11 protein-coding genes are annotated in these 9,766 nt (G+C 44.9%); 1 reads left to right on the top strand and 10 read right to left on the bottom strand.

All coding sequences use genetic code 11. From position 1 onward, the window contains the following. Positions 1–39 precede the first annotated feature (39 nt). The 4 genes from DXB18_RS16250 to DXB18_RS13275 form a co-directional block, all read right to left on the bottom strand. Positions 40–177, bottom strand: a complete 138-nt coding sequence (locus DXB18_RS16250) for a hypothetical protein (RefSeq protein ID WP_182430574.1) — start codon at positions 175–177, stop codon at positions 40–42. Positions 178–195: 18 nt separating this feature from the next. Further along, positions 196–426, bottom strand: a complete 231-nt coding sequence (locus DXB18_RS13285) for a hypothetical protein (RefSeq protein ID WP_118708288.1) — start codon at positions 424–426, stop codon at positions 196–198. A 348-nt stretch (positions 427–774) separates the two neighbouring features. Continuing rightward, complete coding sequence (locus tag DXB18_RS13280; protein ID WP_118541067.1) at positions 775–1,200, bottom strand: flavodoxin; 426 nt, start codon at positions 1,198–1,200, stop codon at positions 775–777. 46 nt (positions 1,201–1,246) lie between these two features. Beyond that, positions 1,247–1,837 (bottom strand): DUF3793 family protein, encoded by a 591-nt coding sequence (locus DXB18_RS13275; RefSeq protein ID WP_118541069.1) that lies wholly within the window; start codon positions 1,835–1,837, stop codon positions 1,247–1,249. Between the two features lie 256 nt (positions 1,838–2,093). Here DXB18_RS13275 and DXB18_RS13270 point away from each other — a divergent pair, with 256 nt between their 5' ends. Beyond that, the gene (locus tag DXB18_RS13270; protein WP_118708286.1) at positions 2,094–2,963 is read left to right on the top strand and encodes a MerR family transcriptional regulator; all 870 of its coding nucleotides are present in this window, start codon (positions 2,094–2,096) and stop codon (positions 2,961–2,963) included. A gap of 107 nt (positions 2,964–3,070) precedes the next feature. On the opposite strand, the gene ugpC is transcribed toward DXB18_RS13270, so the two are convergent. The 6 genes from ugpC to DXB18_RS13240 are packed head-to-tail and all read right to left on the bottom strand — an operon-like array spanning position 3,071 to position 9,760. Beyond that, the gene (gene ugpC, locus DXB18_RS13265; RefSeq protein WP_118708284.1) at positions 3,071–4,183 is read right to left on the bottom strand and encodes a sn-glycerol-3-phosphate ABC transporter ATP-binding protein UgpC; all 1,113 of its coding nucleotides are present in this window, start codon (positions 4,181–4,183) and stop codon (positions 3,071–3,073) included. A 27-nt stretch (positions 4,184–4,210) separates the two neighbouring features. Continuing rightward, the gene (locus DXB18_RS13260; protein ID WP_118541074.1) at positions 4,211–4,675 is read right to left on the bottom strand and encodes a DUF6106 family protein; all 465 of its coding nucleotides are present in this window, start codon (positions 4,673–4,675) and stop codon (positions 4,211–4,213) included. Continuing rightward, complete coding sequence (locus DXB18_RS13255) at positions 4,672–6,183, bottom strand: response regulator (protein ID WP_118708282.1); 1,512 nt, start codon at positions 6,181–6,183, stop codon at positions 4,672–4,674. Before DXB18_RS13255 ends, DXB18_RS13260 begins: the two co-directional genes overlap by 4 nt. After that, entirely contained in the window at positions 6,158–7,942 is a 1,785-nt protein-coding gene (locus tag DXB18_RS13250; RefSeq protein WP_118708280.1) for a histidine kinase, read from the bottom strand. Before DXB18_RS13250 ends, DXB18_RS13255 begins: the two co-directional genes overlap by 26 nt. Before the next feature lie 48 nt (positions 7,943–7,990). Beyond that, the gene (locus DXB18_RS13245; protein WP_118708278.1) at positions 7,991–8,818 is read right to left on the bottom strand and encodes a carbohydrate ABC transporter permease; all 828 of its coding nucleotides are present in this window, start codon (positions 8,816–8,818) and stop codon (positions 7,991–7,993) included. 12 nt (positions 8,819–8,830) lie between these two features. Continuing rightward, the gene (locus DXB18_RS13240; protein WP_118708276.1) at positions 8,831–9,760 is read right to left on the bottom strand and encodes a sugar ABC transporter permease; all 930 of its coding nucleotides are present in this window, start codon (positions 9,758–9,760) and stop codon (positions 8,831–8,833) included. Positions 9,761–9,766 lie beyond the last annotated feature (6 nt).

Here is a 9,766-nt window from a genome sequence, read left to right as displayed (position 1 = left end):
CTTTTAAAAGAGCGGTGGAATTTACTTTTGCACTGGAATTTACTTTTTCAAGTCAGCACAGATTTTCTCGATCCACTGGACCAGTTCTCCGTCATAATCAGCATCTCCATGCGGCTGATCCCACACCAGTGCATAATCTACATCGGCGTCGGTCTTGTTCTCCAGACTCAGAGCCATCCCAGCTCAGGAAAGTGCTCAGATCCGTCCCTTTTTCGGTTCCAGCAGTGCGTCCTGCATTCCCGGTTTCAGTGCTCCCTGCTTCCGGCTTCGTTCTGTCTGCGTTCTCTGGCTAACCGGCTGCTTCCGTTTTTTCTGCATCTGCCGTCCGGTCTGCTTCTCCTGGTTTTCCCGCATCGTCCGGCTTTCCCGCCTCATCCGGTCTGGCATCCAGATATCGCAGCTGCTGCGGTCACTGCCGCAAGCCATAAACCGCTCTGGTAAAATCGTTTATTCCGCTTCATAATGATATGCACTCCTTTTCATGCCGTCCATTTTATATAGCGAATGTGATTTGAAAATGGAAATTCTGTGTTCATTCTGTGAAATCCCATCCACATTCCTGCATTATTTTACAGAACAATTTTCGCAGGAAAGCACAAGAATGCCCCGCGACCCAGACTTTTCATCCGGCATCCACGGGGCATTTATCATTACGTGGCATATCGAGGAGGCGCCGGTGGCGCGTCCGCTGATTTTTTACCGCTGCTTCAACCTGCAATATTACAATTCACGGATACACAAGCGACAACAGGATTTTTATCGATATGATTCTTTTTATTTTGCCAGTGCTGCACCAAGTGCCTTGCATGCTGCCTCATCATCATCGTTCGGAGTCAGATTTGCGATCACACCCTCACCGTTTACAACATTTGCGCCAGCTGCACGCATACGCTCTACCCATTTGCGCATCCATTCGCCATCGCCCCAGTCATAAGAACCAAAGAGGCCAACGGTCTTGCCAGAGCAGATTCCCTCTACTGCGGTCACAAAATCATCCATTTCTGCATCCAGTTCCTCATCACCCATAGCAGAAGCGCCCAGTGCGAAGCTGTCTGCATCCTTTAACATAGAAACATCTGCTGCGGATACCTCGATGACATTTGCCTTTCCGCCTGCTTCTTCCACACCTGCACCTACAGCCTCAGCCATAGCCTGTGTATTTCCTGTGCTGCTCCAGTAGATTACGTTTACTTCTTTCATGTTCGTTATTCTCCTTTCTATTTCCGGCTGCATGGTATTTTCATGTTTAGGACACTGCCACATGGGACAAGGTCCGTCCGCACATGATTTCCCTCAAAGCCTGTTCTTTCACCCGGTCATACAGGTCAAAGATTTTTTCAGCTTCCTTCGGATTCTGGTATACTTTCCAGTAGCGGGATGTCAGGCTGTTTTCTCCGCGGTTGATGATAAACCCTTTCACATCTCCCACCGGATATCCAAGCAGAACGCCAAGTTCATGAGGAAATTCTTTCGCAGTCCCGGCATACCGCTGATACCGTCTCCGAAGTCTCGCCAGCACAGACGCTACATCAAACCGGTCATAGCCGCAGTTTTCCAAAAACTCCCGGACTTCCCGGCTTTTCAAATGCCGTTCCAGCTGTTCATAGCGGTAGAGAAATAAAACTTCTTTTTCTGCATCCATATAAAGCGGAATACAGATAATCCTGCTTTTCTTCAGATATGCACGGATCTTACGCCATCCGCCCGGTTTCATGGTAATAAGATTCGAAATCTTTACTCCTTTTAAAACCGGGGCACACTGTGTCACAACCCGGAAGCCAAACTTTTCTTCCGATGTACAGTTGTTCAGAAAATGAAGCATGGTCTCTGCTGACATGTGCCATTCCTCCTGTAAGGTTTCTTCTTGGCTCGCATCTGGTTACCCGCCGCTAACCCGATGTGTTTATGTTAGCATAAGCTAACTTTTAAGTCAATCCAGTTTTCTGAGGAAAATTTTCATTAACTGCTTATTGAGAATTTCTTGTGATCTGTCCGCTATCTTTTGATTTATTTTTACACATTTTTACGATTTTATTACACTGGTTGATTTTTCTTCGTTCTCCTGATACCATCTTGCCAGGAGGTCAAGCAGCATGAATCAACGAAAATACCGGATTGGAGATGTGGCAAGCCTTATGGGCATGAGCCGCGATACCATTCGCCATTACGAAAAACGCGGACTGATCACTGCACAAAAAGCAGAAAATGGTTACCGTTATTATACAGAAACAGATCTTTCCAGGCTTCTCGGTATCCTTTACCAGAGAAAAATGGATATCGGCCTGGATGATCTTGCTTCACTATGGAACGCAGAGGATTCTGCCGATTCAAATGAACAGTTAAACCGGATCATCGACCATCGTCTGGAAGAAGAAGAGGAAGCGATCCTGGAACACAAACGCAAAATTGCCCGCTTAAAACTCACTAAAAATGACTGTGAAAACATGCAGAAATATGCGGGGCAGATTTTTCTTTGCTCGATTCCGGATTCCTATCTGATCGAGTCCAACCTGACCTTTCAGGATGGTCTGGAACAATGGTTCCAGTATGCAAGGGAATACAACGGGTTGGACACGATGTATCTGTTTGATGAATTTCAGCTCCAGACAACATCGTCAGAAACGCCCTTGACAGTTTCCCGGCATGCAGCACAAAAGGATGCCCTGTGTCTCAATTATCAGCGTTCCTCTCTCCTGCTCCATAAAGATATGGCAGAATATGCTGATTACCCGATTCCCAGCGACATTCCCTGTACAAATCCGTCCAGACAGTATCTGTCTGCATTCTGCACTTCGCAGGACCGCATTCCGCCCGTCCAGGTGATAAAGGATATGATCGCACATGCACAAAAGAATGGTCTGAACTGCCAAAATCAGCTGTTTTCCACCTTTCTTATACAGGGAATACGCGGACAAGAGCAATGCTATTACATGCAGCTTTTTCTTGCAGTATCGGGTTGTTAAAAACGAAAGGCTGAAAAACTGCTGCGAAAGGCTTTTTCAGCCGTACGAAAATTCAAAAGCGGACGCACCAACCGGCACGTCCGCTTTTCTTTTTTATCTTTTCTTTTTTAGTTTGTAATGGTTTTTTCTGTATCACAGTCAAACACGTGAACCATCTCAGCATCCAGTCCAAGCCGGACCTGATCCCCGCTCTTTAACGGAATGGAAGTATCTAAGGATGCAACCCATCCGGTCTGGTCCACATCGAAATAGATCAGCGCATTTGCTCCAAGCATCTCATATACCTTGACATCCACATCAAAATGTACCAGGTCTGCTTTCTCTTTTTCTGTTTCTCCCCCATAAATATGCTCCGGACGGATTCCCATGACGACTTTCTTTCCAATGTATCCGCCGTCTCGCAGTGCTTTCGATTTTTTTTCGTTTAACGGAACCCGGATGCCGCCAAACTCCAGGATCACGGTATTCCCCTCTTCAACCGCCTGTGCTTCTATCATATTCATCTGCGGGGAACCGATAAAACCGGCAACAAACTTATTGCATGGGCAGCTGTATAAGTTCTGCGGGCTGTCTACCTGCTGGATCACACCGTCTTTCATAACAACGATCCGGGTACCCAGGGTCATGGCCTCGGTCTGGTCGTGGGTTACGTAGATAATGGTTGCTCCCAGGCGCTGGTGCAGCTTGGAAATTTCCACACGCATCTGTCCGCGCAGTTTTGCATCCAGGTTGGAAAGCGGCTCGTCCATCAAAAATACCTTTGGCTTGCGGACAATGGCGCGTCCCATCGCCACACGCTGACGCTGACCACCAGACAGAGCCTTTGGCTTACGTTCCAGAAGCGGTTCCAGATCCAGGATTTTCGCAGCTTCCCTTACTGCCTTATCGATTTCATCTTTCGGAACCTTATGCATTTTCAGGGAAAATGCCATGTTATCATAAACTGTCATATGCGGATACAATGCATAGCTCTGGAATACCATGGCAATATCGCGGTCTTTTGGCTGTTTTTCGTTCATCAGCTGTCCGTCGATATACAATTCGCCATCCGAAATTTCCTCCAGACCGGCAATCATACGCAGCGTCGTGGATTTTCCACAACCAGATGGTCCGACAAAAATTACAAATTCCTGATCTTCAATTTCCAGATTGAAATCTTTTACTGCCTCAAATCCGTTCGGATATCTCTTGAATACGTTTTTTAACTGTACGTTAGCCATATGCCCATCCTTCTTTCTACCATTATTTTACTTCTCATTCCACAGCCTTCTGTAATGCATCTCATTTAAAAATGCTTCATTCGGCTCCAGATAAATCGCATCGTTTTTCGTGTTTAATGTAAAAACAGAAGCATCCGGACGGTTTGATGTATAATCGCGCACCCGGCGGCTGCCAGCCGGCTGTCTGCCTTTTACAAAAGATTCCACTTCACTTACAGAAACCTGATATAACTCTCTGCGGTTTTCTTTTCGTATGATTTTGGAAATTGTCATACTTCCATTTACATACTCAAATTCATATTCTATTTTCCAGCTCTGAATCAGCAGAAAACTGATCACAGCCAGCGCAGCACTGACTACCAGAAGTGCCCTTATAAGAAACAGGCCGTTGAATAAAAAAACGATCGTTTCTACAATCAGGAGAACTTTAAAACATTTTTGTTTTCTTCCCGGCACATAGGGGATGCTCCATTCAAATGCAACATCGTTCATTCATTCCCGCCCCCATTTCTTTCATACAGATTTTTCCGGTACTGCTCCGGTGTCATACCCTCAACCCGTTTAAATACTTTGGAAAAATAGGTTGTATTTTCATATCCCAGAATATCTGACACCTGGTAAACCAGTTTTCCGTCCGCCAGCAGTTCTTTTGCCCGTTTCATTTTCTGCCGGTTCACATATGGAATAAAATTCTCATTCATGGAACTTTTAAAGAATGAGCTTAAATACGGCTCCGATACTCCGATCAGTCTTGCCGCATCGGATAACTGAATCGGCTTATCCAGATTCTCTTCGATATAATTCAGTGCACTCTGAATGATATCGGATTCCGATTTTTTCTGTCTTGTAAAAAACTGACCGGTAAATTTGGGGATAAAATCCATCCACCAGTTCTGAAGTCCCTGAAAGCTGGTCATATTTACAATTTTCTGATAGTGCTTGTAGCTTTCCTGGACTTCAATCTCCTCAATCGCCCCGCCCAGAAGTCCGGCCTTTTTGGAAAACCGGCTCAGGATTTCAATCATCAGTTTTTTTACCAGGTTCACAGACAAATACGGATTCCCGGAAATCTCATCGAACAGCTTTTGCAGCGTATTTTTGATATCTGTTTCCGAAATCTTTGCAATTCCATGCTCCAGCTGTTCCATGTAACTTCCCACATCAAAAGGAAAAGTTTTGTTGATCTCCAGCGGTTTCTCCATGAATACGGTTTTGGGACCACATTCGTAGAAACCATATACCTCAATGGCATTTGCCACATGGATAAAAAACTGGTCATCCTGCTCCTTGAAATGATACGGTGTGATACTGATGTAACAGCGGTTTGTGACAAACTGAAAGATCAGTTTCCGAAGTTTTTCCACCTCTTCCAGCGTTGTTTCTTCTTTCAAAAGAATGAGCAGTTTCCCTTCATAAAAAGCACTCATCAGGGTTCTTCCAAGCTTCTGATAATACTGACAGGCAACCGTTTCTACGATTTTCATGTCCGTGATTTCTTCCGAATATTTCCAAAGCATATAGAAGCTTAAAACATATCCGGAAAGAAATTCTTCTGGAATCTGCTGCAGTTTTTTCCGCATTTTCATGCTGCTCTGCACCGCTGACTGCTGCAGATAAGAAGGGACTTCTGCCGGCATTTCCATCACATTTTTTAAAGAAGATAACAATTCTTCTTTCGATAATCCAAACTTCCGGATATAGTCTGCAGCTCCGAGTTTCATCGCTTTTTTTACCGTATCAAAATCCTCATAACAGCTGACTACGATCACTTTGCACGGCAGATTTCTCTGCCGGATCATCTGCAGAAGTTCCAGTCCGTTGATCTCCGGAATGTTCAGATCCAGCAGGATCAGATCCGGCTGTTCCTTTTCCATTTTCTTTAATGCTTCCGCCCCGTCACTTGCGTCTTCTAACAATGTAATTCCCAAAGACTCCCAGTCAATCAGAGAGCGCATTCCCAACCTTGCAAGTAATTCATCTTCTACTATCAGCGCTTTCATCTGCTTTTGCCTCCCGTTTCATCGCCGGAATCCGCAGCGATATTTTAAACCCGATTTCCACGGTTGTATCGATGTTCAGTCCATAATCCGGACCATAAAGTGTCTGGATCCGCTTATGGATATTGGATAATCCGATTCCCGTAATTCCGCGTTTATTGTCCTCACTTTCTTTTGAGAGATCCAATTCTTTTCCATGCAGACCTTCTCCGTTATCGATCAGGGTAAGCTCGATATCGTTTCCATTCTGTTCTCCCCTTAAAACAATAAGTCCGTTTTCCGTGTGACTCATGCCATGGATAAAGGAGTTTTCCACAAGCGGCTGAAGACAGAATCTTGGAATCAGGTATTCTCCAAGTTCATCCGAATTCACACAGAAAAATTCCACCTTATTGCCAAACCGGACCTCCATGATCTTGACATAAGCTTCCAGGATATAGATCGCATTGTCTATGGTCTCAAGTTCATTATCATTTTTATAAGTTTCACTCAGAAGCACACCCAGATTGGATAAAACTTCTGCAACCTCCTGATCTCCATTGATCGAAGCTTTCCAGTGAATCGCATTCAGCGTATTAAACAGAAAGTGCGGTTTGATCTGTGCCTTTAATGCATCAAACCGGGCTTTTTCTTTCATTTTCGCTTCATGCCGAACTTCTTCCAGTAAAATCCGGATTCGCTCCTTTGCACGCAGCATTCCATGTTCCAGTTCCAGTGTCTCCTGGAAATGATTCTTTTCCAGTACCAGTTTCTTTGTGTCAATATGTTCAATCTGCTGGATTTTTCCGGCCAGAAGCAGAATTGGCTTTGTGATATACTGGGAAATGCACCAGGTAATGGCAACGGAAAGCGCCGTGATCACAGCCATAAAGATCCAGAGATAATAAAAGATCTGTTCACTCCGCTCAAAGATCGCATGCCGGTTTCCCACATAAAGGACTACATTGCTGCAGGAAGAGAGACGTTTGCCAAGCACGTAACAGTCATCATAGTTTCCGTTTTTCTGGTCATTTGCTTTCCACTGCTGCAAAATTTCAGCCAGTCTTTCTTCGGAATAGTGTTCGCATGCACCGGTTAAAAGACGCTCATCCGAAGAAAACATGAACATCCTTCCCTTCTGATAACGGATATCATCCGGGGACTGAAAAAACAGTTTTTTCGGAAGTGCGATCAGGGCATATCCGTAAACTTTCTGACCATAACGGGTTAACTCTCTTCCGTATGTCACGTAATTATCTGGATTCAACTGGTCAAATAAAGCACTGATTGCGGTGTCCCAGTAAGGATTGGATTTTTCTTCCCGCACCTTTTTCAGCCACGCCTGCCCCTCCAGCGACAATCCCGTTTCCACTGCTTTTTCCGAGCTGATCAGAAGACCATCGTTCATCAAAAGGATCATCTCACCGCCAAAGCTCGCCAGGTTTATGACATTACGGTTTAAGATCATATCCCGGATCTTTTTAGCAGCCACGCTCCGTTCATAGGCATTGCCAGCCTGATAGTATTCCCGCAGAAGACCATTATTTTCCGTGTAAGTGATCATTGCACTGCTGACATAGTTCGACTGGAGAATCGCCGTGTCAATTTCCCGGATATTCTGGTCAAACATCATCTGATAAGATTCTGCAATGTTGGAAGAAATGGTCCGCTGCATCATCACACACAATACCAGAAGTGCTGCAAATAACGGTAATAAAACCCCTGCGATAATGCTGATGATCAGACTGAATTTTATGCTTGGTGCCTGCTGCTCTTTCCTCAAACTTGATCCCCTTTTCTGTGCTGTTTTTCTTTTGCCGCGGGGAAACGATTAACCTTTTACTGCTCCTGCAGAAAGTCCTCCAACCAAGTTATCCTGGACAAATACAAAGAATACGATTACCGGAATCAGGCTCAAAATAACAGCCGCCATCAGCGGTCCCCATTCGGTAGAATACTCTCCGATATAGTCGCGGATTCCGACTTGTACGGTCTTCTTGACTGCGGTATTGATAAACGTATTTGCATACATAAATTCATCCCAGGACATCAAAAAACAGTACAGTGTTGTTGCAGAAATACCTGGCTTTGCAAGGGGGAAAATGACTCTGGTAAATGCCTGGAAACGGTTGCATCCGTCTACCAGCGCAGCCTCCTCGATCTCCCATGGCATCTGTGCAAAGAAGGTGCACATATTCCATACTGCAAACGGCAAAACAAACGAACAGTTAATAATAACCAGGCCAAGATGTGTATCGATCAGGCCCATTTTTTTCATGATAACATAGTAAGGAATGGAAAGCAACACGCCCGGAAACATCTTGGTGAACAAGATTCCCATCTTGATCCGCTCAGATCCCATGATGTGATAACGGCAAAATCCATACGCTGCCATGACTGCAAATATCATGGAAATCAGGGTAACTGCAATGGAAATCACGGCACTGTTTAAGAAATAACGTGCAAAATTTGAGTGAAATAATACCTGTTTGAAGTTGTCAAATGTGATATAAGTCGGGATGATCTGGCTTGCATTAAAGATCTGTTCCGGTGATTTTAATGCGGTCAGAAGTACCCATACAAACGGCAAAGCCGCACACAATGCTATGATAATCGAAAGGATATACAGCACTGCCAGTTCCAGTTTTGTCCTCTTCATCCTGTCTCCTCCTTACTCTTTCCGGTCTGACGCGATCATCTTTACATAGATTACGGTAAGAATTGCAATGACGATAAAAATGACCACCGATGTTGCTGCTGCATAACCGAATTTGTGATCCACGAATGCCTGCCGGTATGCATAAGTGTACATGATCTCGGTGCTGTCAAGCGGACCACCCTTGGTCAGCAGCCAGATTGCATTGAAGTTGTTGAATATAGAAATCACATTCAGGATTACCGCTACGGCCATGGGCTCTTTGATATTCGGCAGTGTGATGTATAAGAAGCGTTTCAGCTTTCCTGCGCCATCAATTGCAGCACTCTCATACATGTCGTAGGACACGCCCTGCAAGGCTGCCAGGATAAAGATCATCAAAAACGGGGTGCTTTTCCAGACGTTGGCCAGGATAACCGCCGGCATCGCTGTCTGCACATTTCCAAGGAAGGAAAATCCCTCTTTCAGGATACCGAGTTTGATCAAAATAACATTAAAAATACCGATCTTGGTATCGTACAAGGCACTGAATGTCAGGGCACTGATTGCTGCCGGGATTGCCCATGGCAAAAGAGCAATGGTACGGAACAGGCCGCGTCCTTTCAGTTTTTCATTTAAAACCAGTGCCACAACCATGGCAAGTGCCAGTTGTGCGACAATATTGACCAGAGTCCACACAACCGAATTGGCTACCGCATTCCGGTATTTGGAATTGCTGAAAATGACGTGATAGTTTTTTAATCCGGCAAACGTACCGAATGCTGCACTGTTTGCTTTCGTCATGTCATAGTTCAAAAAGCTGATCCAGATACCCTGCAGCAGCGGGTAAATACTTAACAGGATAATTGCAATGACTGCCGGGGCAATCAACATATAACCATGCATATTCTGCTGGAATGAATATTCCTTCAGACGCAGTTTTGTTTTCTTTGTTTTTGCCTTCATGCTGCC

It is taken from the genome of Clostridium sp. OM02-18AC (genome assembly GCF_003481825.1).
GTDB lineage: Bacteria > Bacillota > Clostridia > Lachnospirales > Lachnospiraceae > Brotaphodocola.
Note: the sequence above shows the minus strand (reverse complement) of the source record. Positions and strands in the feature narration are given on the sequence as shown.